Here is a 26,366-nt window from a genome sequence, read left to right on the forward strand (position 1 = left end):
GCTGCAAGGGTGCAGCGAATATCTTGTGATGGAGGCGTTTGTCGATGTCGTCTGGATCCAGCGTGGAGGATCAGCCCCTTTCCCTTGTAGGCGATGAGGGCTTCATTGGGGACTACTACCAGCACCTAGCCGAAGAAGACGCCCGAACGTACCCCCGGGACGTGCTGGTTGCCCGTGCCGATTATCACCGGGAGATCGCCTCCGTCCGGAGGCCTGGCCAGGCGAAGGTCGCCATTGCGGACGAGGAAGACAGCAGCGTGGTCTTCGTTGTCACAGATGACATGCCCTTCCTGGTGGACTCGGTCAACGCCGAACTCGTCCGGCAGCATGCCGCCATCAAGCTGGTCATCCACCCCCTCTTCGTGGCTACCCGGAACAGGGAGAGCGGCGAGCTCACCAAGGTCAGCAGGGTCCCGGCGCACCTTGGGATTTCCAGCGGCGACACGGCCGCCATGCCCAGCCTGTCCCACCTCATTGCCCAGGGTGAGAACGCCTCGCACATGGAGTCCTGGATCGCCGTCGAGATCAACCGCGTCTCGGAAGACGCGAAAGCCTCCCTCCTCGAAGGCCTTGAACGGGTCCTCAAGGATGTCCGCGCCGCCGTGGAGGACTGGCCAAAGATGCGCCAGAAGGCCATCCAAATTGCGGAAAGCCTTGACCAGACAGCCAACTCCTCGCAAATCGCCGAACTGCGGCAGGCGCAGGACCTCCTTCGCTGGCTCGACGACGGGAACTTCACCTTCCTGGGCTACCGGGAATACGACCTGGTCAACGTTGACGGGGAAGACGTCCTGGAGCTCCGTGAAGACAGCGGCCTTGGGCTGTTGCGGCCCTCCACCGACTCGCCCCACATTCAGCACTTGACGGACACCGGCCGGAAGAAGGCACGGGAAAAACGCGCCCTGGTCATCACGAAGGCAAACTCCCGCTCCACCGTCCACCGCTCGGCCTACCTGGACTACATCGGTGTGAAGAGCTTTGACGCCGCGGGGAATGTCAACGGCGAGCGGCGCTTTATCGGACTCCTGGCAACCAGCGCCTACACCGGCTCCGTCCGGAATATTCCGATTGTGCGCGAGAAGGTTGACGCGGTGCTTCGAAGCGCCGGCTTTCCCCCGGACTCCCACTCCGGCAAGGACCTGCTGGGCATCCTGGAAACCTATCCCAGGGACGAGCTATTCCAGATTGAGGTCCCGGACCTAGCCGCCACTGCCCTCGGTATCCAGAAACTCCAGGAGCGTCGGCGCACCAGGCTGTTCCTTCGGCCTGACATCTACGGCCGGTTCATGTCCGCCGTCGTCTATCTTCCACGGGACAGGTACACCACAAACGTTCGCCTCCGCATCGAGCAGGAGCTGCGCGAAACGTTCCAGGCCGTCTCCATTGACTACGAAGCCCGCATGACGGAGTCGGCGCTGGCCCGCCTGTTCTTCCGCATCCGGCTGCCCAAGAACGCAGACATCAGCAACGTCAATGCGGAGGAGCTGGAGAAGCGCCTTGTGCGGGCTGCCCGCTCCTGGAGCGAAGGGATCGCGGAGGTCCTGCGCGAGGGGCGGGACGTTTCTGAGGCAAAGGAGCTTGCCGCCATCTGGTCGGAAGCGTTTCCCGCCAGCTACCGGGTGGACTACGAAGTCGAGGACGCACTCGAGGACATTGCACGGTTCGAGAAGTACGGTGCCGCCGCGGAGCGGGCTGAAGGTACTGTCCAGGAGCGCCCCGGCGTGCACGTCTATCTCCCGGAAGGTGCGGGGGCAACACTGGAGGAGGACGCGCGGGTCAAGCTGTACATGCTGGAGCCCAAGAGCCTCAGCCAGATCCTGCCGTACTTCCACAACCTCGGACTGGAGGTCCTGGACGAGCGGCCTTTCGAAATCGAAACGGCGGACCGCCGCGACTTCTTCCTGTACGACCTTGGCCTGAAGTACCCGGCAAAGGTGGACCCGGTCTCCACGGGCCAGCTCCTTGCCGAGTCCTTCGGCGCTGCAGTGACGGGTGCAGCCGAGTCGGACAGCTTCGACCGGCTGGTGCTGCGCGAGGGTCTGCAGTGGCGGAAGATCACCGTGCTGCGGGCCTACGCGCGGTACATGCGCCAGATGGGTAACACCAACTCCTTCGGCTTCATGGCCGATACCCTGCTGGCCAACCCCCGCGTGACCAAGGGGCTGACTGCGCTCTTCGCCGCGCGCTTCGATCCTTCCCTCAACGACGAAGAGCGCAATGAGGCCCAGGCGTCCGCCCGCAAGGACCTGGACTTGGCCATTGAAAGGGTGGAGACGCTCGACGCCGACAGGGTCCTCCGCACGTTCGTCAACCTGATCGAGGCGACGCTCCGGACCAACTACTACCAGAACAAGCCTCACCTGAGTTTCAAACTCGATCCCGCCCGGCTTGAGGGCCTGCCCTTCCCGCGCCCCATGTTCGAGATCTGGGTCTACGCGCCGCGGGTGGAGGGGGTCCATCTCCGCTTCGGCAAGGTGGCACGCGGCGGGCTTCGCTGGTCCGACCGCCGCGAGGATTTCCGCACCGAGATCCTGGGGCTGGTGAAAGCGCAGACGGTGAAGAACGCCGTCATCGTGCCTACGGGGGCGAAGGGCGGTTTCTTTGCCAAGCAGCTTCCCGACCCCACGGTTGACCGCGCCGCCTGGATGGCGGAAGGGATCGAAAGCTACAAGACCTTCATCAGGGGCCTGCTGGACATCACAGACAACCTCCTCACCGAGGGTGACAGCGAAAGGCTCGTGCCGCCGTCGGACGTTGTAAGGCACGACGACGACGATTCCTACCTCGTGGTGGCTGCCGACAAGGGCACCGCGACGTTCTCCGACATCGCCAACGGGCTCGCTGCCGAGTACGGTTTCTGGCTCGGGGACGCATTCGCGTCCGGCGGATCCGTGGGGTACGACCACAAGGCGATGGGCATTACGGCGCGGGGTGCGTGGGAGTCGGTGAAACGCCACTTCAGCGAACTCGACCTGGACACCCAGACCCAGCCGTTCACCGTGGTGGGCGTGGGGGACATGTCAGGGGACGTCTTCGGTAACGGCATGCTGTTGTCCCGCCACATCCGCCTCCTGGCGGCCTTCGACCACCGCCACATTTTCCTCGACCCCAACCCGGACGAGGAAGCCTCGTTTGCGGAGCGGCAGCGTTTGTTCGAGCTGCCGAGGTCCTCGTGGGATGACTACAACAAGTCGCTCATCAGTGAAGGCGGCGGAGTCTTCGCCCGGCAGGCCAAGTCGATCCCGGTTTCGCCCCAGGTCCGCACGGCGCTGGGACTGCCGGCCGAAACCACCGAACTCAGCCCGCCGGAACTCCTCCGCGCAGTCCTCCTTGCCCCCGCCGACCTGCTCTACAACGGCGGCATCGGGACTTACGTCAAGGCGAGCACCGAGACCAACGCCTCGGTGGGGGACAAGGCCAACGACGCGATCCGGGTGGACGGCCGGGACCTGCGCGTCAAGGTGGTGGGCGAAGGCGGAAACCTCGGCATGACACAGCGCGGCCGCATTGAAGCGGCGCTGCAGGGTGTCATCCTCAACACGGACGCCATCGACAACTCCGCCGGCGTGGACTGCTCCGACCACGAAGTCAATATCAAGATCTTCGTGGACCGGATGGTGGCTGCCGGAAAGCTGTCGGCGGAAGAACGCTCCGGCTTCCTTGCATCGATGACCGACGAAGTGGGCCGGCTGGTTCTTGAAGACAACATTGACCAGAACATCCTGCTGCTGAACGACCGGACCAAGGTGGCCGAGTGGAGCCCGAGCTACGAACGGCTGATGGACTGGCTCGAGAAGACGGCCGACCTGAAACGGGACCTTGAGGCGCTTCCCTCCACCGAAGCGCTCCGGGAGCGGCTGCAGCAGGGCCAGGGGCTGACATCTCCTGAACTGTCGGTACTCGCCGCGTATGCCAAGATCGAGCTCGCGACGGCACTGCGGGAAAGCGACCTGGCAGACGACCCCTGGTTCAGGCAGACGCTGCGCGCCTACTTCCCCGCGCAGCTGCGGGAGCGTTTTGACGCTGAACTGGACACCCACCCGCTGCGGCGCGAGATCATTGCCACTGTGGTTGCCAACGACATGATTAACCTCGGCGGCATCACGTTCGCGTTCCGGGTGATGGAGGAAACGTCGGCCAGCGAAGCAGCGGTGGCAAAGGCATTCGTGGCCCTGCGGGAGATCTACGAGCTGGACCACATGGTGGGGGAGCTGAACAGCCTGCCGGCGTCCTTCCCCACCGAGCACTGGAGCGCCGTCCACCTGGACATCAGGCGGTTGCTTGACCGTGCAGTCCGCTGGCTCCTGGGCCAGGGCACGGTCTCCCGGCCGATAGCCGACGTCGTGTCGGAGTTCAAACCCGTGATGGAGCCGATGCGGGCCCACCTGCTGGACTACCTGCGGGGTGATGACCGGGAACGGGTGGCAGGCTGGCTGGAGACAGCGCGTGAATGGGAGCTGCCGGAAGGCCTCGCCCTGCGATGGGCGGAGCTTTTCGAGAGCTTCGTGCTGCTGGACATTGCCAAGATCGCGCATGGGCGCAAGGAGCCTGTGAATGAAATCGCGGCCGTCTACTACACCGTCTTCAACCGGTTCCACGCCGACTCGCTGCTGGAACGGATCAGCAGCCTGCCCCGGCAGGACAGGTGGCAGGCCCTGGCTCGGGCGGCCCTGCGGGATGACCTGTATTCCACCATCTCGGACATGACGATGGCGGTGCTGGACGCCACCGCTGCCAGCGACTCGCCGGAGGCCCGCCTGAAGGACTGGGAGGCTCAAAATGCCGAGCAGCTGAGCCGGGCCAAGTCCATGTTCGACGAGGTCAATTCACTTGAGGCCGACGATATGGCGTCACTGTCGGTAGCATTGAGGCTCTTGAGGTCAATCGTTCGACGCTAGCCAAGCCGGCGTCGCAAATGGAGGTGCAGTGGCAATCTTTACGGACCCTATCAGGGAACATGCTGATTTTGGGCCGGGCGATGCCGAGTGGCTGCACCTCCTGGTGGGGGACTGGCAGATGGTCGCGGACCTGGCGTTCGCGGACCTTGCGCTGTGGTTCCCGCACCCTGACCACGGGTATGTGGCGTTGGCGCATGTCCGGCCCTCCACCACGCACACGGTGTTCCACGGCGACTTCGTGGGCGAGGGCATCCGGTCCGACCTGCAGCCGCTCGTGGACAAGGCATGGAACAGCCGTTCCATCGAACGCTCCAGCGAAACGAACTGGAGCAGTGACATGGCCCTGCGGGTGGAGGCGGTCCCCATGGTCCGCAACGGGCGCACCCTTGCCGTGGTCACCACGCACATGGACCTGTCCAGCTCGCGGATGCCGTCCCGGCTCGAACTGACCTACCGCCAGTGCGCGTATGACCTGCTGCGGATGGGCACGCTGGGGCTCTGGCCGGACTTCGCGTCGCCTACGGGTTCCCGGCGCGGTGCGCCGCGCGTGGGGGACGGGCTGATCAGGCTGGATGCAGAAGGCATCGTGCAGTACGCCAGTCCCAACGGTGTTTCTGCCTTCAGGCGGCTGGGTGACGGGGAATCCCTTGAGGGCCGGTCCCTCGCGGAGGTGACCGCCAGCCTCCTCAAGGACCGCCGCATGGTGGACGAGACGCTCCCCCTCGTAGTGACCGGCCGGATGCCCTGGCGCAGTGAGATCGAGTCCCGGGGGGTGAGCCTGTCCCTGCGCGCGATTCCGCTGCGCGACGAGCAGCAGCGCTTCGGCGCGCTGGTCCTGTGCCGCGATGTGTCCGAGTTGCGTCGGCGGGAAATGGAGCTTGTCACCAAGGACGCCACTATCCGGGAGATCCACCACCGGGTCAAGAACAATCTCCAGACCGTGGCGGCGCTGCTGCGCATGCAGTCCCGGCGCATGGTCAGCGACGAAGCCAAACAGGGCCTGGAGCAGGCGATGCGGCGGGTGGCCACCATCGCGCTCGTCCACGAGACCCTGTCCCAGGGCCTCACCCAGAGCGTGGATTTTGATGAACTGATCGGACGTCAGTTCCGTCTTTCCGCGGAAGTCGCCTCGCCCTCGCAACAGGTCAGGACGGAACGCTCCGGCACCTTTGGCGAGCTGCCCAGCGACCTCGCCACCCCGTTGGCCCTGGTCATCAACGAACTGGTAACCAATGCCGTGGAGCACGGACTGGAGGGAAGGGCCGGAACGGTCTCGCTGATCGCTGACCGGTCGGAAGGGGATGACGGCGAGGAGCTCACCGTCACCATTGCCGACGACGGCGTGGGGCTTCCTGACACACCCCACGTTGAGGGGCTGGGGCTTCAGATCGTACGGACCCTCGTGACGAGCGAACTGGGCGGGACCATCCAGTGGCGGCCACGGGAGGGCGGCGGCACTGCCGTCGAGATCCGCCTCAGCCTCGCCGGGAAGTAGGTCGGGAGCCCGGCTACCTTTGCCGGAGCCGGACTACCGAGGAGGAACAACTGGAACAGCCCCGGCTGCAGCCTTGGAAGGTTGCAGCCGGGGCTGTTTGTGCCTGGAGGTTTCCGGTGGGATCAGGAAGCGCGGCGGGCGCGGGCAGCGCGGCGCTTCAGCGCCCGGCGCTCGTCTTCGCTCATGCCGCCCCAGACGCCGGCGTCCTGGCCGGACTCGAGGGCCCACTGCAGGCAGGTATCCACAACGGGGCACCGGCGGCAGACGCTCTTTGCTTCCTCGATCTGCAGGAGGGCAGGCCCGGTGTTCCCGACGGGGAAGAAGAGTTCAGGGTCCTTTTCGAGGCACGCTGCGCGGTTACGCCAATCCATGCTGATCAGTTGCTCCATTTCTGGGAAGAGCCCTTGTGAAATTATTCACTAGTAGCTACAAAGGAAAAGGGCCCGGCGGGGCCCCCTTGGTCATCTGAATCAAGCCTGTCATGTTAACGCTGTGTAAACAAGGGGTAATAACGCTTGATATCCCCCGAAAGCTGAGCGATACATCACACCGGCGCTGCTGGCCCTCACCACTGTCCGACTATGTCCGGTAGGGTGCCAGTGTGTCAAGACCCCCGGTAAACCCAGCAGAGCCCCCTTCACCCGCACCGGACCCCGGCCAGGGCCGAAACGGCCAGCACGATAAGGGCCCGGGTGGCCGGCCCGCGGCGGTGCTTGTGGTGGCCCTGGTAGTGGCCGCGGAGGCCACTGCCCTCCTGGTCGCGGCGGGGTGGTACGGCTACCAGTTGCTGGCGGGGAGCCCTGTCCTGTCATTCTGGGGAGCTGTGTTCACCCTTGTACTCCTGCTTGCCTTCTCCGCCTGGCTGTATGCGGTGGCCCTCTTCCTGAACCGTGGCTTCCGCTGGACCCGGGCTGCTGCCCTTGTAGCGCAGCTGTTCGTTCTGACCATCGGATTTCCAACGGTCAGCAGCGGCCTCCTGCTAGCCGGGCTGGCAATGCTGGTTCCGGCCGTCACTGCCATCGTCCTTCTGTTCCAAAGCAAGGTGATCAGTTATGCGTCGCGCACCGGTGGGGGGACGCCGGCACTCTAGCAGGTTCTGCCGCCCGGTCCTGTTATTCCGTCCCTGCCCAGGCAACCTGGACCGGGGAGGACCGCCCCCGGGATATCAGCATCCCCCTGCCCGCAGGGGGATCCGGCTCGATGTCGAACCGGACCCCGAACAGGTCGCCCTCCGAAGCGGACCGCGGAGACAGCAGGAGTCCCCGTCCGGCGGCCCGGCAATCCATGACCAACGGAACGCGCTGAAGCAGCAAGGGACTGTAATTTGCGGTCAGGACCACAGGGTGGCCGAGGGCGTGCAACTCAGACAGGTCCTGTAAGGCGCCGGCAGGCAAGAGGTCAATGTCGTCTGCCAGCAGCACCGCCGCCCTCGGCAGTTCCCCCTCCCTGGCCTTGGCCAGCGAACACTTCCAGAATTCCTCCGGGTCCGTGCCGCCGTCCGGGCAGGTCCACCGGCCCGCGGCCGGGTTCAGAGCCTGCAGGGTACGCAGGACGTTCGTCTTTCCTGAACCGGCTCCACCGAGGACGGCGAAGACGCCTCCGGCCGGAATCCGAACGGCGACAGGTTGAAGTTCATCGCCACCAACGCCCAGGAGCAGGTCCCGCGAGTGGGCGTCGCCGGCAATCCGGCGTGGTCCCTTCCCATTCGCAAGCGGCGCTTCGGGAACCGTCGCTCCGACGTCATCCATCCCGGCAGCCAAAGCCTCAACCTCCGGGACTGATACCAGGGAGGGAAGCGGCTCAACCCGGAAAGGCCGGGTCCCCGCCGCAACGACTTCGTCCGGGCTGGTGCCGTCCTGCGCTGCACTGGCCGAAGCGGGTTCGAAGAGCTGGCAGACGGCTCCTGGGCCGCCGACGATCGGCCCGAAGGCCGCGCCCCTGCCTTTGACCGGGGCCATGGAAGGCATCTTTGGCCATGCCATTCGGCTGTCCTCATTGGAGCCTGCGGGGAAGTAGATGCGGTTGGGAAGTGATCCGCAGAACCGGGCCGTAACCAGTTCCCTCTCACCGGAGATGAGGACCGTGATTCCGGCGTTGGCGCCGTCGCGGACCAGATCCTGGACAAGGTCTTCGGCCCAGGCCAGCGGTCCTGCCCGAAAAGCCGATACCCAGGACCCCCAGCCGGAGATCACAAGGACAAGCGGAACGCAGCTGTCAGCCCGGTTCAGGCGGCTGGCCAGTTCCTGGGCCAGCCGTTCAAGTATGCGGACGGCACGCCGCAGCTCGTGCAGCCCTGCGTGGGCCCCCGTCCGGGTGTGCGCGGCCAGGCCGAGGAAGGATCCGCCGGCGTCCAGGAAATAACAGTGTGATTCCGCTGTATGACCGGCCACTTCACGGGCGGCCAGGTCAAGGGCCTCCGCCGCGCCGGACGCCGGACCTCCGACAAAGGCGAGGTGGCTGTCCTTTGCGGGTCTCCACAGCAGGGCCGTCACCTCTTGGCGCTCGGGCAAGTCCACCAGGCCCAGATCAATGGTCCACTGGCTGGTGCCGTCCTTCGCCGTTGCCCCGGCGGTCAGGCCGCCACGGGATATCTTCCTTTGGGGCTGAGTGAGCTTCCGGGGCAGGGGAGGGGCAACCGGCGGCCGTGGTGCTGCCCCTGCCTGCGAGGCCCAAAGATTTCGAACCAGCGAGACGAGGGGAGCTGCTGCTTCTGCCGGTGTCAGGTCTGCGGTGCCGGCGGTGGCCGCGGTGTCTTCGCCCACGGCCTCCAGATACTCCGTGGCGAGCTGTATCTCCGTCTCTTCGACTGCCATGGCACGGCACGCTCCAGTTGCTGCCGCCTGGAATTCCTCCGGCTCCTCCATGCCGCGGGCGATAAAGGCACGCCCCGGAGTTGCCAGCCTGATGTCGGCCGCCGCCGCGGTCCTGATGACGTCGTGGGACTCCATCTCCGACTGGACGCGAAGCGCAATGCTGGACGTGACGTTGGCGCGGATGTCGGCGGTCAGCGCTCCCTGGGGACGCTGGGTTGCCATGACGAGGTGCAGACCGAGCGAGCGCCCGATGGAAGCGATCCGCATGAGTTCGCGGATTACCTCTGGAGCGTCGTCCACGAGCATCCGAAACTCGTCGATGACGATGACCAGATGGGGAAGGGGACAACTAAGGGATGCGCGTGTGGAACGGTAGGCGGTGAGGTCCGGAACCCGGGCAGCGGCGAGGGCTTCCTCCCGGACCCTGATTTCCGCCCGAAGTGATGCGAGGGTCCGTTCGAGTTCGTGGGTGGACAGGTCCGTCAGGACGCCGACGCAGTGGACCAGGCCCGCCAGCGGACCCAGGCCCGATCCGCCTTTGAAATCGACAAAGAGGAAATTGACCCTGTCCGGGGGGTGGGTGAGCGCCAGCGCCAGCGCCAGGCTTCGGAGCAGTTCCGATTTGCCCGAGCCTGTGGTTCCCGCCACCAGCAGGTGGGGCCCGTCATTCAGCAGGTCAAGAAGTTGAGGCCCCGTTGCTCCGAGTCCCAGCGGAACGCCTAGACCGCGGACGCCGGCGCTCGCAGCCCAGCGGGCAGCAGTGTCTGCGGGAGTGATCGGCAGCAGTTCGTCCAGTGCGCAGGCAGACGGGACCGGGCGCTCCTGGCCCTCCGGCGGCCTCGGAGAGGCCGCTACCTGCCGACAGAAGCTGCTGAACACGTCCTCGGGTGCCAGGTCCGGGACGAACGCAATGCGGCGCCCCGTTTCCCGCAGGAACGACTGCCGCTCGGCGAGTACCACTTCGGGGACACCCGGAACGGTGTCAGGCTCACAAAACTGGAGCACTTGCCAGCCCAACCCTGCTGCCTTTTCCCGTAGTCCGTCCTCGTGCATGTGTGACGCTTCGATGGACAGGAGGACACCGTGATCATAGGTGGAGCCGAAGCCGTCCGCGAGTGCCTTCATGCCGGCACGCCGGGTTCCTGCGAGGGTCACGCCGGGAAGAAAGCGGGCAGGGAGCGGAAGACTTTCCAGCGGGCCGCAGATGATGATGCGGGTCCTGCTGCCACACGGGTAGCCTGCCAACTGCATGACGAGCGACCTGATCATCGCCTCCGCCACGGTCCGAGGCCCGCGGAACGTGGTGTTGGGGGGATCCGGATCCAGCAGCACGGGGACTTCCCCGACTGACGGAACAATGCGGGGCGCGGTCCCCGACTCGACTTTCAGACAGGCTTCCTGGGCCGCTTGCCCGAGGCGAAGCCACACCCTGCCGTTCCCCTCGGCCCGCGAAGGCGCAACCTGCCCGTGGCGGGCAGCCAGCATCAGCAGCGGGAGGGAGGGCCCCGCCCGCTGCCGCCGCTTCCGGTCCTCCTCCACTGCCGACTGGATCCGTTGTGCGAACTCGCGCGCCTGGCGGCGGCCCGTCGCCAGCGGGATGAGTACGGAGACTGCTGAGACGGCCGCGAAAGCAAGGAACATCCACATTCCTGTGAGGACCGTGAGTCCTATGCCGATGGCCAGGGGGAGCACTGCGGTGAGCAGAAGGATTCCGCGATTGCCGGACTCGGTGAGGCCTGGAACGGTGAGGGGCTCCTTAACTGACGTGCCGGCGTCGGCCAGTGCCTTGTCAGGCAGGTCCAGGAAGACGAGCGACATTGCCGTGTTGCCGCAGCGGATGGTGGAGTCAGTGGTGACGCGCGCATGGCGGACCCGTCCGCCGTCCACATAGGTGCCGTTGGCGCTCTCCAGATCAACGATCATGATGTCCTTCTCGGTGACCACCAGGCGGGCATGTTCGCGGGAGAGTTCAGGATCGGGAACCACGATGCGCGTATTGCTTCTGCCTATCGTGTAGGTGCCGCGCCTCAGGGGGACCAGGATGCCTGCTCCGGCGCCGGTGTGCACAGCCAGCGCGATGGGTGCAGCGGGATCAGGAGCCGGACTCCTCGGCCTTCTTCGGCTGGGGGGCTGGCTCCCGCCGTCGACCAGGATGGCGCCATTCACAAGGGGTGCTTTGCCGAGGCTCATGGAACACAGGTCATCCCCGCCGATAGAGACCGCCCCCGTGCCGAACCTCTCCACCAGCCGGGCGTGGATTTTTGCGCCGGAAGTGCCCGGTGGTGCCGTAATGGAAAGTTCCATGGGCGGCCCGGCCGGAAGCGCGTGGGGGCTGCGGACCAGTGTGCAGTGGAGTGTCATGGGCGTGAATCCTTCGGTGCCTTTGAATCCACGCTAGGCAATTGGCATGGTGTGGAACACGGCCTAAATCTTCTATGTGGACAAGTGGCAGGGGCACTTCGATTCGACGGGGCCCGCTATCCCTCGGGTAGGCTAGAGCAGCAGACAATGCGCACAATTGCGCTGCCCGCATTCAATCCAGGAGATTTTGTGACCGCTGACCTCGTCATCGTAGGGTCCGGCTTTTTTGGCCTGACAATCGCAGAACAGGCCGCTACTGAGCTGGGCTTGAAGGTCGTCGTCATCGACCGCCGCCACCACATCGGCGGCAACGCCTACAGCGAAAAAGAAGAGCAGACCGGCATCGAGGTGCACCGCTACGGCGCCCACCTCTTCCACACATCCAACGAGCGGGTGTGGGAGTACGTCAACCGGTTCACGACCTTCACGAACTATGTCCACAAGGTCTATGGCGTGCATAAGGGCGAGGTCTTCTCACTCCCCATCAACCTGGCGACCATAAACCAGTTCTTCCGTGCCAACCTGACACCCGGCCAGGCGCGGGAACTCATCCAGGAGCAGGCCGGCGAGCTCGCCGGGACCGATCCGCAGAACCTCAATGACAAGGGCATCCAGCTGATCGGCCGTCCCCTGTACGAGGCCTTCATCAAGCACTACACCGGCAAGCAGTGGCAGACGGATCCCAAGGACCTGCCGGCCGGCATCATTTCGCGGCTCCCGGTGCGGTACAACTACGACAACCGGTACTTCAACGACAAGTACGAGGGCCTGCCCACGAACGGCTACACGGCGTGGATCGAAAAGATGGCGGAGCACCCGAACATCGAGGTCCGGCTCAACACCGATTTCTTCGATGAGTCGCATGAGTACAGCAAGAACAAGGTGGTCGGGAACATCCCGGTGATCTACACGGGCCCCGTGGACCGCTACTTCGACTTCGCTGAAGGTGACCTGTCCTGGCGCACCATCGACTTCGAGGAAGAAGTGCTGGACATGGAGGACTTCCAGGGCACCTCCGTTGTGAATTACAACGACGACGACGTCCCCTACACCCGGGTCATCGAGCCCCGCCACTTCCACCCCGAGCGTGACTACCAGACGGAAAAGACCGTCATCATGCGAGAGTTCTCACGTTTCGCCGAGAAGGGTGATGAGCCGTACTACCCGGTCAACACGTCCGCTGACCGGGAACGGCTCCTGAAATACCGCGACCTGGCGGCGGCCGAGAAGGACGTCCTCTTCGGCGGGCGTCTCGGGACGTACAAGTACCTGGACATGCACATGGCCATCGGTTCGGCACTGAGCATGTTTGACAACAAGATCCGGCCGCACTTCGAAAGCGGCGTAAAGCTGGAAAGCGGAGGCGTCGACGCATGACTGACACGCCGGGCTGGGCAACGCTCCAGAGGGTCATATTCCCTCCGGAATCAGGAGTGGACACCATGTCCCTCTATGCGGACGCCGGCCCGGCAAGCGGCGTTCGGATGCAGGAGAGCAACGAGTTTGCCCGGAATCCCAAGCCTCTCGGAGAGAGGCTGCACCTTGTTGGGGCAAGCCCGAAGGAGGTGCATTTCGATGACCTGGTGTCCCGTTATTCCATTCGTGTGCGTTCAGGCGAACAGCTTTCGCTCGGAACTTACTTCAATGCCTTCCCGGCCAGTTACTGGCGGCGATGGACCCATGTCAGGCAAATCCGGCTTGTCGTTGAGACCTCCGGCCACGGTTCGGTCACCGTCTACAAATCGAATGCCCGCGGAACGATCCAGCGTGTTGAAGGCGCAAGGCTGGATGGCGACACGACGACGGCATTCGAGTTGTCCATCAAACCATTCGGTGATGGCGGTTGGTATTGGTTCGATCTGGCGTCGAGCCGCGGCGACCTCGTCCTAAAGCAGGCATGCTGGGAAGGGCCCCAGCCGCTGAGGTCCGGGGAGCGGGCGACGATCCAGATCACTACTATGGACAAGCCCGACTTCTGCCTCGCCAACATTCGCTCGCTCGTTGAGCATCCGGATGCCCTTGAACTGGCGAAGGAAGTTATCATCGTCGACCAAGGGTCACGAAAAGTGGCGCACCAGCCCGGATTCGCAGAGGTTGCGGAGCTCTTTGGCCCAAAACTCAGGGTGATCGACCAGGCCAACCTTGGGGGTTCAGGAGGTTTCGCGCGGGGAATGTACGAAGCTGTCGAAAACGGCAGCGACTACGTTCTCCTCCTGGACGATGACGTCGTCATGGAGCCGGAGAGCATCATGCGGATGATGGCTTTTTCCGGCAGATGCAAGAATCCCACCATCGTTGGTGGCCATATGTTCGACCTCTACAGCAGGAGCACCTTGTATTCGATGGGCGAGACCATCGACGCCCGCCGCTTCTCGCCAGGCCAGCCGCATCAGGATATGCAGATGCGGCACGACTTTGGCGTTTCCAACCTTCGGCAGACGCCATGGCTTCACCGCCGCGTCGACGTAGATTACAACGGTTGGTGGATGTGCCTGATCCCGACGTCCGTCATCCGGACGATTGGCCTGCCCCTGCCCGTGTTCATTAAGTGGGATGACTCCGAGTATGGTCTTCGGGCCAGAGCTGCCGGAACCCGGACGGTATCCCTTCCAGGGGCGGCACTCTGGCACATCTCCTGGATAGACAAAGACGACCTTGTGGGCTGGCAGGCCTACTTCCACAACCGTAACCGGCTCATTACCGCACTTCTCCATAGTCCCTATCCCAAAGGGGGCAACGTCCTTCGGGAATCTTTCCAGGAAGACGTCAAACATCTGGTATCCCTGCAGTACTTCACCGCGCACAATCGTTTGGCTGGAAGGGACGACCTCCTGACAGGTCCCGGGCACCTGCATCCCTCCCTGAGTACAAAGCTCGCGGAGATCAACGAACTCCGTGAGTCATACTCCGACGCAACGATGCGCGAGGACGTGGACGATTTTCCTGCGCCTGCACTGGGCGCCGGCCTCTCGGCCGCTGCCGATGTCCAAATGCCCGCCAAGAAGGACATGGTCCAGTGGGGTTTGACCATGGTGGCGCGGCAGCTGATGAAGCAGCCCCCGCCGGAATCGCTGGAACGCCCCCAGGCGTACCTTGCCCACCTTGATAATCGCTGGTTTCGGATAGCCCACTACGACTCCGTCGTAGTTTCAAACGCGGAGGGTACGGCCGCCTCCTGGTATAGGCGCGATCCGAAAAAGCTCAGGGCAATGCTGACACGGTCGGCCAGACAGCATGCACGACTGTACAAAGACTGGAATGCGCTGGCTGATAACTACAGGTCGGCGCTGCCGGCCCTTGTTTCGATGGAGGCCTGGCGCGCCACCTTCGATGCCGCCGCCCCGGCGCAGGGCCATAAAAATGACCCTGCCACCAGGAGCGCGGGCGCTTCTAAATGAATCTCCCGCCGCTCATCATCTGCTGAGCGGTGGCTGCAACGGGGCTATATGCTTCTGCCGTGCCTGTGCCGGCGGCGTAGTCAAGAGGCGGTAGAGGAAACTACCGCAGGTTGCCAACAGCAGGATGTAGATGACCGCGAGCACTTGCCAGGTACCTGGAGGCTGCCACAGCGGTTCAAACATCTCTGTCCAGTTGACGTGATCTTGAATCCCGATGGTGTAGCGGCGCAAGCCTTCCAGGAACACATAGGCGTGCGCCAATCCCCCAAGAACCAACCCCCAGCGGACCATGGACTTAGTCCAAGGCGTAATACGGAACGGGCGGAAGCGCGTTGCGATTCCAGCCGCCAAGATGAGGGTGACAACCATTGCCAGCGTGTATCTTCCCTGCCAAATCCAACCCAGCTGTTCGCTTGAGCTTGCTTGCAGGGCGGTTGGAACTGCGATAACGGTAACCGTCAGCAGCACCATGACCCAGCGCGCCCTGAGAGGGCGGGCCGTGTAGGCAAGGAACAACATGGCCCCAAACCCCAGGACCCAGGCGTAGAGAGCGGCCGGCGGCGGCAGAGTGTCGATCCACCCAAGGACACCTACGTACTCCACCATGAAGAAAACCGTTTTGTCGAGCATGGCAACAGCTGCACTCTCCGCAGGAATGGGGGCGCCCGCCAGCAGGCTTTCGAAGCTTTTCGCCGACACGACCCACCACAGTGCAAAAGCGCACGATACGCCGACGATGAGCAGCGCTAACTGGAATCTCCTTTGTGCCAGCGTGCGCAGAGAAGCATTGATGCCAAAACAGAGCACAGCGGCGGTCGCGGCAATTGCCAACCACAAGAGGGAAAGCGGACGGGTATGTGCGAGAACTGAGGCGGACAGGGTGAAGACAACTAAGAGCAGAGTGCTGAGCCTAACCTTGCTGGCCGTTTGCTCGGCGATGGCGCAAAGACTCGCGAATACGGCCCCCGTGGAGGCAATCTCCAGCGCATTCGGGTTGATCGAGCCGGTTAAGAAGAAGACAGCTGGTGTCAGTGCTATTGAAGCCGCGATGACTGGCCGGTGGAAACGACGCAAGGACGCGGTGGCTGCGAAGATTGCAGCCAGGAAGAATGCCACCATCCACGTACTGATCAGCCTCATGGCATATATCGCAGTTTCGCCGCTGAGGCCGCGGCTACCCAGGCCGACAATGCCGTAATACACAGGATTGTAGTTTCCGGCGGATGTCTTGCCGGTTCTCCATCCTCGATCGGAGGAGTCGATCGGAGTCGCGCAGTCAGCGGTTACGTTTGATTTTTGCGCGAAACATACATGTTGGTTAAGATCCGCGATGTAACCGGGCACTTGAACCATCAAGGGGGCACCTTGGACTCCGGAGCTGGTTCCCGACAGTTGTCCACGGGCTACTGCTGCCGCCTTGATGGTGTGAGCGGGTTCGTCAGGAATGGACATGAGGGGCGAAGCGAAACTCCATACGCTTCCGATGCATCCAAAGAGCAGCCAGGCAACTATGAGGACTCGGAAGGATGAGGGGGCGGGTCGGTGGGTCTTTAGGTGGTTGAACTTGGCTAACAGGGGAGGGAGCGTCGAATGTGGCATGATAGCTTTAAGCGTACTTGGAGGCTGGCTGTCAAGAGGCTGAACACTCCGTTCCACTGGAGAGGATCAACCCCACGATGCGAATTCCCGGTTCTGGCATGCCGTCATCCAATAAATCTTCCGCCGAGGCAGCTCCTCCTGTGCCACGCCTTGCTATGGTCCTTTACCGGCATCCCGTAGTCAGATTTCTGGCGGTTGGTGGTCTTTCATTTGCGCTTGATCTGGGACTGCTGGCGGTGCTTCACGAAGGGTTCGGCGTAGACCTTTGGATTGCCACGCCCATTGCGTTCGTCGTTAGCCTGGTTTTCAATTTTCTGCTCCAGCGAGTATTCACTTTCCAGGCAACGAACAAGGGAAGCGTCAGTGCAGCAAAGTACCTGCTCCTGGTTCTACTGAACATCGTCGTAAGTGATGTGATAGTTACCGGTTTTGATGCTGTTGGCTGGTCGTATGTTTTGGGCAAGACCACTGCAACGACTCTCACCACGGTTTGGAACTATTTCCTCTACCGGCACTGGATCTTCCGGCGTGAACCGCAGGACGTGGAAACGAACTAGTTCTCTGCCCGGTAGGGGGCTTCCGGGGGGCAACTCGGGCAACAGACAGCCCGGACGAACGACGCCAAACCCTGGAGGGCCTGCTCCCGGGCACCTTTCATTCCGCAGTGAGCAGGCCCTGCGGCTGGCCGAACACATCCAAGCCCGGCCCAACGGTCCAGCACGATCGACGGTGTGACCACATCCAGTGCCCGGTTCTGAAGGGGCAGGGAGGGCTATGGCGCCGCCCAGGCTGGGTGGAACGCTTCGGCCACGCCCGGGCTTTACACATGTGCATAGCCAAAACAGCCTCCGGCGCTCGTTGTGAGTGCCGGAGGCTTGAAGCGTACGCATCACGGCGTGCCGTGCGGCACCTTTGAATTACATGGACGGTTCCCGCGGCGCCCTGGAGACTTCGGGCTCGGGGGAAACGGGGTGGGAGGCCCCGGATGCGGAAATAAGGTCTGCCGCAGCGTTCCGCTCCGCGTGGGCGGTGGCTCCCGAAGTGGAGAGCCGGCCCGGCCTTCCAGCTCTCACCGAGCGAGCTATCAAAGGCTGCCCGGTGAAGAGGTAGCGGAACAGGATCAGGCCCGCGAGCGCGGTTATAAGAAGGTAAGCGATGGTCAGGGGGAGCCAACCGAACGGCGGCTGCCAGTCAGGCGAAGAGAAAAGCGTCTGCCAGTTGGCGATCTCACTAATGCCTACAACGTAGCGCCTCAAGACATATGCGAAGGTCAAGGTGTGGCAGAAAACAATGAGCCAGAACATGATCCGCGAAACGTGTAAGGCAACGGGGCCGTCCGGGAATCTGAGTTTCCTCAGTCCAAGACCTACGCTGACGAATAGGACCACAACAAGGGGAAGCGTGTAGCGTCCTTGCCAGATGAACCCCATCCCACGCCATAGCGCGGTCTGCAGCAGCGCAGGAACCAGGTAGAGCATTGCGAGGGCAACCCAGTATCCGGTCCAGTTGCGAAGCGGCCGGACACAGAAAGGGATCAGCAGGCCGGCGATCATCAATCCGCCCCAAACCAGCGTCACCAGTTCGGGTGCAGGGGTGTCGAGCCATCCCATGGTTCCGATGTACTGCGGGAAGAAATCGTACGTCCGGTCGAGCATAATCATGAAACCGCGGTACAGGGGGGCGTCGGGATGTGGATTGGCAATTCCCTCTGGCGCCACGCCGACGTTTGCTGGCCCGTTAGCTGCCAAGTACATCCAAACTAACCCCAACAATGCCCCTGGAACGGCCAAACCCACGGCAGCGAGCACCCGCCTGTCCTTAAAGACGGTGACAGTGCGCCGGAACCGGAAAGAGCAGACACCGACGATCAGGGCGCAGAGAAGCCATATCAACGATATTTGCCGGGCGTTTGCGAGTGCCACCGTGGACGCGGCAACAGTGGCCAGCGCGGGGATCACACGTCTTGTGTCCCGCCAGTTGTCGAGGATCACCACGAACCCCGCGAATGCTGCCATGGTGGCCGCAATCTCCAAGGAGTTCGGGTTGATGCCCCCGCCAAGGAACAGGATCATCGGAGTCATTGTCAGGGCCGCAACCAAGACGGGGTACTTCGGACGCCTCAGTTCGGTCAGTGCGGTGAAGCCGGCTGCAAAGAAAGCGGCACAGAGTAGAGCGCTTACCAGCCGCATGGCATAGAGCGCCGGGGCGCCGGACATCAGTAGTGATGGCAACCCGACAACAAAGTAGTACATCGGGTTATAGGAGCCTGCAGAGGTCACAGCAATGTTTGTGAAGGTGTCGTCGGCATAAATGGGAGCTGTGCAATCGGCAGCCTGAGCCCGGTTGAACTTGTAGCAGCTTTGGGCGTGGAGGCTCGCAATATAGTTGGGTACACGTACGTGGACGCCGTGGCCGAACGAGGTACCTTCCTCCACCAGGATCTGGCCGCGAACTACAGCTGCGGCCTTAATGGTATGCGCGGGCTCGTCTGGAGAGCCCATGAGGGGGGTGGCGGCCGACCACAATCCGAACAGCAGAAAGAACAGTGCCGTGAGAAGACCGAAAGTAGGCAGTGGTCGGGGCAACCCACGTCGGCGAACATTTCGGAATAGCAGGGTCATTGTCCGTCTCCAATGGTGCTGATGAGTGCCAGTCCTTCGCTTGCGGCTTTTTTGCTAGGTGACATGACAAACGCGAATGCGTTGGCGTTCTTCTGGGCATCGCTGCCAAAGACATTTTCGCTGAACGAGCGGCCCAGCCGGCTCAGGGCCGGTTCCGAGTACTCCCTGCAGACGTGCAGGTAAATGACAGTGCCCAGGGCATATCCGGAGCGCCCATCCAACGATTGGACGACTGAGGTTGATGAGGCTTCTACATCGCCCGTACTGACAGCGTCTACCACCGAGGAGGCTTGCAGCCTCCGGGGCTTCCCGTCGAACATCAGTTGGGCTGCAGTAAACCTGTTGCCGATAATGCTTCCATCGAGAATGGAGAGGCCACCATTCGTATCGTCAAGTTTGTCCGCAAGAGCCAGCGGCGGCGACGACGACTGCCCGACTACGTCGGCTGGCCAGCGGTCTTCATGCTCGGGATCCCAATCGGTGCCTGTCCGCTCACTGATGTAGTTGTTGACGGGCCGCACTGTATCCGACGGCCCTTCCGGAACAAGAACAGTGATTGCCAGGTCCGGCAACGCAATTCCAGGGTTCAGCTCAGCCAGCCTCGAATCGTTCCATCGCGTGATTTCCCCGCGCAGTATGGCTGCGAGGGTTCGAGGGTCCAGCACAAGGTCATTTACGCCTTTGATCTTGACCGCAACACCTACCGGCAGGACTCCGGCTGCCAGCGATAATGCGCCCTTATCAGTGCACATACCGCGCACCGCTGCAGCCTCCCGCTCAGGCAGCGGAGCAGAAGTGATTGCAAAGTGCGCTTGTCCGTCCTGGAACGCCTTGAGTCCCGCCGCGGAACCATCGGGCGAGAAGCTGACCGAAGTGCCCTTGACCGCGCTGCCCCATGCCAAACCCCAAGCGCTGACGGCTCCCTGCCCGGCGTTGCTGCCGATGCCGGTAAGAGCGCCCTGGATGGTTCCGGGGGGAGTGGTGGAGCACGAGGTTAGGGTGAAGAGCCCCGACAGTAAAGCGGCGGCCAGGAGACGGGATGTTCGGCGGGAAACAGGAATCACCTGTCCAGCCTAATGCCGACGCGGAGCCGGTATGGGCAGGCTGATGTCTGCCGGCAGTTGCCCATGGTCATGGGCAGGCCGTGATCCGGTAAAGTTTGGCCCCGTCACCTTGTGAATCTACAAGGTCAAGCCCCTGGACATCACTTATGTCGGTTACACCGGGATAGGTTTCGGATCCCGGCAAATCGATCAGGTACTGCGATCCAAAGTCCAAAACGTATTGCACATTCTTTTTCTTCAACGCGCTGCAGACGGCTTCGTTGTCCGGAGCTTCCTTCAGTTCTCGGTCGATAAGCGATGTGTCAGCGTCCTTCTCCGCAAATAGATGAGCCGTCAGTACCCGCCGGTTCGCATAAGCGTAGGCCAAAGAGCTGCCGTTCCAGGGGTTATCGGCGATGACTGCATCCGGAGGAACCTGACTGGGGATTCGTTTCAACAACGCCAACTCGTCAGGAGTCAACAAGTCGGATCCAGCGTCGAACCGATAGACGGTGGCGGCGCCGGCGATATAGTGCGACAAGGGGCCAGCGACAGTTGCGAGCGCAGCGAAGGCAAAGGCCGTAATGGTTGCCAGTGCAGTTGCCCCGGTGTGTGAGCGCCAACGAAACCGGTGTCCGATCACGCGCTGGAGTTTGAAGGCCGCGGCGGAAGCGCGCCAGGAATCCCATATGCGCAGTCCGCCGACCACGGCAAGCGGCGTCGCGAACAGCGGCAGGAGAGCCGCCAGCCGGTAGGTGTCCTGGTACCAGGTCCCCACCAGAGCGTCCCTAAGGGCGCTCTCAGGCAGTGATGCTGCCACGACATAGAGCGCCCCGACGATGGCATAACAGGCGGCGAGCCAACGGAGGCTGCCCATCCGGAAGACCGTGAGCAATCCCGCGATGGACAGGACCGAGACCACCACAGCCGGGATGGCTGACTGCATCGGGCTCATTGTCAGGATCTCACCGACGGCGGCACCCGGCTTAACGGATGGTCCCCAGTTGTCGTACGGAGCAGGGCGGAGCTTGAACCAGAGGGCGGCTGCAACAATAACAACGGCCAACGTCCCGGCAATAAGCAGCCAGGCCCGTCGCGGGTCAGGTTGCCGCAGTTTAGCCCGCTCAGCAAACCGCCACCACAGCAGGGCAGCGATCGGAAAACCAGCAGCCATAGTGGTGTTAATGGAACTGGTGTGGGCGAAGGCAAGGCCCGCCATCGCGATGGCGAGCGCACAGGTCCAGCTCCGCAGCGGATCCGTACGGGTCCGTCCGAGCCGTGCCAGCCCGGCCAGGGCAGTGATGGCGGCGGGCATCATGCTAATTGCCAGGGCGTAGGGGAACAACGGTCCCCAGACGATCATAAGGAACGGGAACGCCACCTGTGTCCCGGCGACAACGGCTGCAAGGATAAGCGCAGCGGGCCTTCTCGAAATGGTCTTTGCCACCAGAAAAAAGCAGGAAGCGGGCCACAGAACAGCTGCTACGACCAGATTCAGTGCATTTTGCGCTGTAGGGATATCGACGGCGGCCAACTGCACCAGTAGGGCGGCAAAAGAATGCCATGCCGCCGGATAGACAGCATCCAAGCCGCTCACCCCCTGGATAGAAGCAAGGTTCAGCGAGGAAGCATTGCCGGTGTCGAGGATGAACCGGATGGCGTTGAGGTGAAAGACGTTATCGAATACCTGTGAGGGATGCTCAGGTGAGCCGACCAGCTGGATGAAGCGCCAGGTTATCGGAACAGAAGCCAGGGCGATGGCAGCGAAGGGGAGACACTGCCGCCATGACGGGAGCCGGGGCATTCGCCACGGAATACCCCGTGTAATCACCAGTGCGGCCGCGGCAATCAGGGCGCTCACCAGCAGAAACGGCAGGACACTCCAAGGGATCCCCAGTTGTCCGGCAATGACACCCGTAAGGCCTGCGGCCGCCGTCGAATGCAATGGTGCAAGACCAAGGACAGCACCCGGGCGGAATTTCAGGCAGCTGGCAATCAGGGCTCCGGGGACGTACAGCAGGAGGGCTGCCAAAACCACCACCGGGAGGAAGCCGATCCATATCATGGAGTCAATCCCTCCACCTTGTCCTCCGGGGCTTTGGCCCGGATGAGCCGCAAAACGGCTGCGAACTGAATTGCGGTGACCAGGATTTCACCTATCGCCAGGCCAAGGGCCCCGCCTTGGCCGCCCATCAGTCCGGCCAGGACAATCATGGCGGGGAGGCCCACAACGGCACCGGCGATGGTACTGGTGAACACGACCCGCATCTGCTTGGCCGGAACCAGCCAATGGGCGCCAGTCGACGTTGTGACACATACCAGGAGGAATGACAGGCCAAACCAGAAGCACGTCCAAAAGTCCGCAGCCAGTGCCGGGCCAAAAAGCAGCGTGCTGGCCCAAGGCCCGAGGAGGGCCATGATCAGCCACCCGGCGGTACCAAGTCCGGACAGCGCCACCAGCGAAAACTTCCGCCTCTGACGGTGGTCCGTACCAAACTCGCTGACCCAGCCCTGCAGGCTGTTGCCCAACGCGGCAGTAGCCAGTTGACCGATCCGGTACAGCTTCTCGGCCGACACAAAGGCGGCCAGGCCGCTTGCCGACGCAGCAAACTGAACCACCAGTACAGGCGTTGAAGCGTAAGCTCCGGCAGCTACAGTGATTCCTGCGCCTGCCCGCAATCCCCAGATTTCCCTGAAAACAACCGGTAGTGACAGGCCCCTGTAATCCTGGCGGTCGGAGTGGTTCTTGTTGAACCAGAAGGTTCCTGTCAAGCCCAGCACCAGCAATGCCAGCGGGTAGAGATAGATCTCACTCGTCGCGAAAATCAGCGGTATCACTCCGAGCGTCGCTGCCATCCTCGGCAGGACGTCGTACTTGGCTATCCGGCCGGCGTGTCCGGTCGCGATGCAGTACCAGGCCGGCGTCAGGCCCGCCGCCGCCTGGGCGCAGGCCATCAGGAATGCGACCGGGAACTGGCTGGTGCCGCTAGCGAACCCAAGGGCGAGCGCCATCAGGGGCACAGAGCAAACGAACATGAACGAGCGGGTGACGAAGCTGACGGCATAATGCCGGCGCCGCACGCTTTCCTCGCTGGCTGACGCGACGGCGGCGGGTCCCGTGAGGGGCCAGCCGAGCCCGATGACAATGGCGGCAATGGCGCCTACGGCCTGCCCGACAGCCAAAGAGTTCCACGCCGGAGCGCCGCCCACCCTTGCAATGATTGGCAGGAGGATGAAGGAGGCCAGCGAGGCGAGCAAGGGTAACCCGGCGAACGCCGCGATCCTTTTGATCATGCCGTCGCTGCTCCGGGGTTGGCTGGTTTGCTACAGGTAGTCATACGCGTCCTTGCCAAGCCGGCCGTTCACGAACACGTCTTCAACCTCCCGCTTGAACCGGGAACGTTCATTCAGGATGGTTGCCCGGTAGGTGTCCTGTTTTGCCACTTCAACATCGAAGTTTTCGATGAGCCGAGGCAGCATCCCCACGGCTGTTGCCACCTCTTCGTCGCCGGGGGTGATCTTGTGCTCCCAGGGGATGGGGACGTCGGCATAGAAAGCACCTGAGCCCCGGCGGGCAACGACGGTGAGCGCGCCGGACAACGTGGCTTCGCGGGGCATGCGGTCCTTGCCAGGGTGATGACCCAGGTCCAGGTATACGCCGCAGCCCTGGAGGGTTTCGACGACTTCCGCCCGGGTCATTCCTACGATGGGACGCCATTCCAAGGAAGGAGGGCATTGGGCCTTGACGGCTTCGATGATGTGCCCACCCTTGGCGGGGTTGTACGTGACCATGTTGCGGTTGCGCTGAAGGGCTGTGGTCCCCTGGAACTCGTCCGTTGGTGTGTAATCGGAGATGAGTGAGGGTACGACGTCCAGGCGCGTGGCGATAAAGGCCCAGGCATAGGACGACTGCACCAAATGGACAACGTCACGGTCCTTCCGAAGGGACTCCGGATTAACGCGGTTCTTCCACATCCGGGCATAGGGAAAGGCGGCTTCGCGTGCCTTCTTCAAAAGGCCGGCCTGGTTGCGGTGCCACATCCGTTCGGCCATGAACGTCAGGGAATTGTCGATGCTGAGCCACCAGCACATCCGCCGGGCGTGCTTCACTTTCGACATCTCAAAAACATAGGTTTCCGGGAAAACCACCGTGTTCCCGGGCGCATCCACGATTTCAGGGGCTTCCGGTGCGTCATAGATGTTGTACTGTTCCACCCGCGGGTTCCGGGCCGTGTGGGGATGCGGGACGAGAAAGGCATCCTGGCCAAGCTCGCGCAGCATGTCGACGAGCTGGTGGAGGGCTTCCGGCCCCCCGGTCCTGAGTCCCCTGTGGTAGAGGACGAAGATGGTTCCTGAGTTGGTGGTCATGGGTGTCTTTCGATCTCGGCCGGGCCAGGGGGTTGCCCTGAGTACTGGGATTCTTCCTTAGCGCAGGCGGGCGGCGAGGGCGTCGTCTATCTTGCCCATCTTCTGACGGAGCGCATCGCGGACACCTGCCACGGCCGCGACGAAATGCTTCCGCCTATTGGGGCCAAATCCAAAGCGGACAACGTTGCTTTGGATTTCCATGTAAATCCTGCGAAGCACCCACGTTGGCTGTTTCATCGCATACCGGCGGGCAAGGATGAGTGAATTGCGGGTGATGTAGTAAACACGGAACGGCGCGTGGTAGTAGACGAACAGCTTCTTTGAGCCGACGCGGGCATGCCATCCCAGAATTTTCATGGGGCGCGCACTGCCAAGGCTGTGCTCCAGGTTGCATCCCCGTCCCGCGAGGGCACGGAGTCCATGCTCGCGTAGGCGGGCATTGAATTCAGAGTCCACGCAGTCGATGAAAAAGCCCTCGTCAAAGAACCCAACGACGTTGAAGACGCTTGTCCGTACCAAGCTGCCGCTGGTCATGGGGTCGAAGATCTGGGGTTCCTGCCGATCGCCCCAGGTGGGCAGTGGAATATGGTTATGTGACTCCGCGCACACCATGCCCACGCTTCGAGGGTCGCGGGAGGAAGCCGCGGTTTCGAGTGCGGACGTGATGTAATCGCCGGTAAAGCGGGAGTCCTGGTCCATGGTGACGATCCACTCCGGACCCCACCGCTCCACTGCTTCCTTGATTCCAACATTCAGGGCCCGTGCTATGCCGGAGTTATTGCTCAGCCGTACCACGATTGCGCCGGCGTCCTCCATCTCCGCCAGCGCCTGTGAAACGTCGCCCGGCGAGCCGTCGTCGACGACCACAACGTGGGAGACGAAGCGCAGCAGCCATTTGACGTTGGAGACGTTTTCCGGACCTGGGTTGTATGCGGAAACGACCCCGCACACGTCCTGGTGCGGTTCTTTGGCTTCAAAGTCTGCAGGCGCCATTACTGCGCCGTCCTGGCGTGGCGAAAGCGTCGTCGTACAGCCTCGACAACGTTGCGGAGGAACGCGATACGTGCCCGGACTATCTTTGCGGCGGAGCGGATGCCGTGAGGGGTCAGGTTCCCGCCGTGCAGTCGGTGAAGGATGGTGTCTTCTTCCATGTAGATAATGGAGCGGTTGACATTGCCCACGGTTGCCACCCACTGGTCATGTGATTCAGTCATGTACGAGGGGAAAGGCAATACCTGCTGGAGGATTTCCTGCCGGAGCGCCATGGCACAGCCCCAGTGCAACCGGTAGCCGACGACAATGCCGAGGATGTTTCGGAGGTTGTGTGTCGAGTCCTTGGAGCGCAGCCGAATTTCGTGGAACGAGCCCAGCGGACCGTCAAAGTGCCGGCAATTGCTGACAACCATGTTTTTGCCGTCCATGGCGGAGATCATGCGTTCCACCCTGCCAGGGAGCCACACGTCGTCCTGGTCGGAAAGGAATACGAATTCTCCGCGCGCCTCACCAAGGGCCCGTTCGAAAGTGCGGACGTAACCGTTGTTGCGCTCGGCCTGGATGAGCCGAATCCGCGGATCATTGATGCCGGCCACTAGCTGGGATGTCTCGTCGGTGGAGCAATCGTTGACCACTACCAGCTCATCGTGCGGGCCAATTTCGCTCAGGATTGAGTCGATTTGTTCCTCTATATGGCGCGCGCCATTGTACGCCGCCATGCACACGCTCACGCGCGGCTTGGGGGCGGTTTCGGGCTCCATCAGTTTTTCTCCTCAG

The 26,366-nt window shown here is 62.6% G+C and carries 16 protein-coding genes; 6 read left to right on the plus strand and 10 right to left on the minus strand.

Going from position 1 to position 26,366, the window contains the following annotated elements; translation table 11 throughout:
- Positions 1 to 44: 44 nt before the first annotated feature.
- A complete protein-coding gene (locus PV768_RS03245) occupies positions 45 to 4,898 on the plus strand; it encodes an NAD-glutamate dehydrogenase (protein WP_421092275.1) in 4,854 nt (1,617 codons plus the stop codon).
- A 28-nt stretch (positions 4,899 to 4,926) separates the two neighbouring features.
- Positions 4,927 to 6,393: a PAS domain-containing sensor histidine kinase gene (locus PV768_RS03250; RefSeq protein WP_321213935.1), complete on the plus strand. Its 1,467-nt coding sequence runs from the start codon at positions 4,927 to 4,929 to the stop codon at positions 6,391 to 6,393.
- A 122-nt stretch (positions 6,394 to 6,515) separates the two neighbouring features.
- On the opposite strand, the gene PV768_RS03255 is transcribed toward PV768_RS03250, so the two are convergent.
- Positions 6,516 to 6,764: a WhiB family transcriptional regulator gene (locus PV768_RS03255; protein ID WP_015937605.1), complete on the minus strand. Its 249-nt coding sequence runs from the start codon at positions 6,762 to 6,764 to the stop codon at positions 6,516 to 6,518.
- Between the two features lie 338 nt (positions 6,765 to 7,102).
- Between PV768_RS03255 and PV768_RS03260 the strand changes: the two genes are divergently transcribed.
- Positions 7,103 to 7,483 (plus strand): hypothetical protein, encoded by a 381-nt coding sequence (locus PV768_RS03260; RefSeq protein WP_321216269.1) that lies wholly within the window; start codon positions 7,103 to 7,105, stop codon positions 7,481 to 7,483.
- A 22-nt stretch (positions 7,484 to 7,505) separates the two neighbouring features.
- On the opposite strand, the gene PV768_RS03265 is transcribed toward PV768_RS03260, so the two are convergent.
- Positions 7,506 to 11,567 (minus strand): FtsK/SpoIIIE domain-containing protein, encoded by a 4,062-nt coding sequence (locus PV768_RS03265; RefSeq protein ID WP_421092276.1) that lies wholly within the window; start codon positions 11,565 to 11,567, stop codon positions 7,506 to 7,508.
- Positions 11,568 to 11,756: 189 nt separating this feature from the next.
- Between PV768_RS03265 and glf the strand changes: the two genes are divergently transcribed.
- Positions 11,757 to 12,944: a UDP-galactopyranose mutase gene (gene glf / locus PV768_RS03270; protein WP_321213933.1), complete on the plus strand. Its 1,188-nt coding sequence runs from the start codon at positions 11,757 to 11,759 to the stop codon at positions 12,942 to 12,944.
- A gap of 65 nt (positions 12,945 to 13,009) precedes the next feature.
- Positions 13,010 to 14,965, plus strand: a complete 1,956-nt coding sequence (locus PV768_RS03275; RefSeq protein WP_421092277.1) for a glycosyltransferase — start codon at positions 13,010 to 13,012, stop codon at positions 14,963 to 14,965.
- Between the two features lie 15 nt (positions 14,966 to 14,980).
- Here PV768_RS03275 and PV768_RS03280 read toward each other — a convergent pair whose 3' ends face one another.
- On the minus strand, positions 14,981 to 16,564 hold the full coding sequence (locus PV768_RS03280; RefSeq protein WP_421092278.1) for a DUF2142 domain-containing protein: 1,584 nt from the start codon (positions 16,562 to 16,564) through the stop codon (positions 14,981 to 14,983).
- A 77-nt stretch (positions 16,565 to 16,641) separates the two neighbouring features.
- Here PV768_RS03280 and PV768_RS03285 point away from each other — a divergent pair, with 77 nt between their 5' ends.
- Positions 16,642 to 17,121 carry a GtrA family protein gene (locus tag PV768_RS03285; RefSeq protein ID WP_421092279.1) on the plus strand — a complete coding sequence of 160 codons (480 nt, stop codon included), beginning with the start codon at positions 16,642 to 16,644 and terminating at the stop codon, positions 17,119 to 17,121.
- Between the two features lie 360 nt (positions 17,122 to 17,481).
- On the opposite strand, the gene PV768_RS03290 is transcribed toward PV768_RS03285, so the two are convergent.
- From PV768_RS03290 to PV768_RS03320, 7 genes are all read right to left on the minus strand, one after another.
- The gene (locus PV768_RS03290) at positions 17,482 to 19,185 is read right to left on the minus strand and encodes a DUF2142 domain-containing protein (protein WP_321213930.1); all 1,704 of its coding nucleotides are present in this window, start codon (positions 19,183 to 19,185) and stop codon (positions 17,482 to 17,484) included.
- Complete coding sequence (locus PV768_RS03295) at positions 19,182 to 20,249, minus strand: substrate-binding domain-containing protein (protein WP_323056575.1); 1,068 nt, start codon at positions 20,247 to 20,249, stop codon at positions 19,182 to 19,184. The genes PV768_RS03290 and PV768_RS03295 overlap by 4 nt, the downstream gene beginning before the upstream one ends.
- A gap of 67 nt (positions 20,250 to 20,316) precedes the next feature.
- Entirely contained in the window at positions 20,317 to 22,293 is a 1,977-nt protein-coding gene (locus PV768_RS03300) for a DUF6541 family protein (protein WP_421092280.1), read from the minus strand.
- A complete protein-coding gene (locus PV768_RS03305) occupies positions 22,290 to 23,522 on the minus strand; it encodes a lipopolysaccharide biosynthesis protein (protein WP_323056573.1) in 1,233 nt (410 codons plus the stop codon). The genes PV768_RS03300 and PV768_RS03305 overlap by 4 nt, the downstream gene beginning before the upstream one ends.
- A gap of 30 nt (positions 23,523 to 23,552) precedes the next feature.
- Positions 23,553 to 24,596: a hypothetical protein gene (locus tag PV768_RS03310; protein WP_421092281.1), complete on the minus strand. Its 1,044-nt coding sequence runs from the start codon at positions 24,594 to 24,596 to the stop codon at positions 23,553 to 23,555.
- Between the two features lie 57 nt (positions 24,597 to 24,653).
- Positions 24,654 to 25,589 (minus strand): glycosyltransferase, encoded by a 936-nt coding sequence (locus PV768_RS03315; protein WP_421092282.1) that lies wholly within the window; start codon positions 25,587 to 25,589, stop codon positions 24,654 to 24,656.
- A complete protein-coding gene (locus PV768_RS03320) occupies positions 25,589 to 26,350 on the minus strand; it encodes a glycosyltransferase (RefSeq protein ID WP_321213924.1) in 762 nt (253 codons plus the stop codon). Before PV768_RS03320 ends, PV768_RS03315 begins: the two co-directional genes overlap by 1 nt.
- Between the last annotated feature and the right edge of the window lie 16 nt (positions 26,351 to 26,366).

This window comes from Pseudarthrobacter sp. CC4 (assembly GCF_048957775.1).
Taxonomy (GTDB): domain Bacteria; phylum Actinomycetota; class Actinomycetes; order Actinomycetales; family Micrococcaceae; genus Arthrobacter.

Coding starts and splice junctions, on each gene's coding strand:
- PV768_RS03285 (WP_421092279.1), top strand. CDS start 16,642: ATGCGAATTCCCGGTTCTGGCATGCCGTCATCCAATAAATCTTCCGCC.
- PV768_RS03305 (WP_323056573.1), bottom strand. CDS start 23,522: ATGATCAAAAGGATCGCGGCGTTCGCCGGGTTACCCTTGCTCGCCTCG.
- PV768_RS03290 (WP_321213930.1), bottom strand. CDS start 19,185: ATGACCCTGCTATTCCGAAATGTTCGCCGACGTGGGTTGCCCCGACCA.
- PV768_RS03245 (WP_421092275.1), top strand. CDS start 45: ATGTCGTCTGGATCCAGCGTGGAGGATCAGCCCCTTTCCCTTGTAGGC.
- PV768_RS03280 (WP_421092278.1), bottom strand. CDS start 16,564: ATGCCACATTCGACGCTCCCTCCCCTGTTAGCCAAGTTCAACCACCTA.
- PV768_RS03265 (WP_421092276.1), bottom strand. CDS start 11,567: ATGACACTCCACTGCACACTGGTCCGCAGCCCCCACGCGCTTCCGGCC.
- PV768_RS03255 (WP_015937605.1), bottom strand. CDS start 6,764: ATGGATTGGCGTAACCGCGCAGCGTGCCTCGAAAAGGACCCTGAACTC.
- PV768_RS03320 (WP_321213924.1), bottom strand. CDS start 26,350: ATGGAGCCCGAAACCGCCCCCAAGCCGCGCGTGAGCGTGTGCATGGCG.
- PV768_RS03315 (WP_421092282.1), bottom strand. CDS start 25,589: ATGGCGCCTGCAGACTTTGAAGCCAAAGAACCGCACCAGGACGTGTGC.
- PV768_RS03275 (WP_421092277.1), top strand. CDS start 13,010: ATGTCCCTCTATGCGGACGCCGGCCCGGCAAGCGGCGTTCGGATGCAG.
- PV768_RS03310 (WP_421092281.1), bottom strand. CDS start 24,596: ATGACCACCAACTCAGGAACCATCTTCGTCCTCTACCACAGGGGACTC.
- PV768_RS03300 (WP_421092280.1), bottom strand. CDS start 22,293: ATGATATGGATCGGCTTCCTCCCGGTGGTGGTTTTGGCAGCCCTCCTG.